Genomic DNA, 452 nt, shown 5'->3' with positions numbered 1-452 from the left:
GTGACTGTAACAGTTTTAGCTTTCACAACAACAGTGAAGGCTTGGTCGATAGCCTTGTCAGTATCGAAGACTTGTCCACCGTCTTTGGTGAAGTCATCACGAACCACTTCATAGCCTTGGTTTGTTAACTCTGTAATACGAGCTGTTGTGCTGTAGTTGATTGGCTCACCTGACTTACCGGTCACTTCATCCACAGCACCTAGCTGTTTACCGGTGTCATCTTGGTATGTGATGGTAGCTTTTTGGGCATCTTTCACATATCTAACGATAACTTCAGTGTCTGGATCAGTTGCCGGAACATCCTGAACAGCTTCGACACTTGCTTTGTCTGGTGTGTAGCCTGCAATAGCTGGTGTGTCTACTTTGTCGAAGTCATCATCAGTTGAGGTCCAGTCACCATAAGTCACTTCTTTAGTCACTAGGTTAACAGTCGCGGTACGTTTGTAGGTCAG

1 protein-coding gene is annotated in these 452 nt (G+C 45.6%); it reads right to left on the bottom strand.

From position 1 onward, the window contains the following. Positions 1-452 (bottom strand): mucin-binding protein (locus tag C1G57_RS11180; protein WP_419579861.1); only part of this gene is annotated, 452 nt, incomplete at both ends.

This window comes from Streptococcus suis (assembly GCF_002960425.1).
Classification (GTDB): domain Bacteria; phylum Bacillota; class Bacilli; order Lactobacillales; family Streptococcaceae; genus Streptococcus; species Streptococcus suis_S.
Note: the sequence above shows the minus strand (reverse complement) of the source record. Positions and strands in the feature narration are given on the sequence as shown.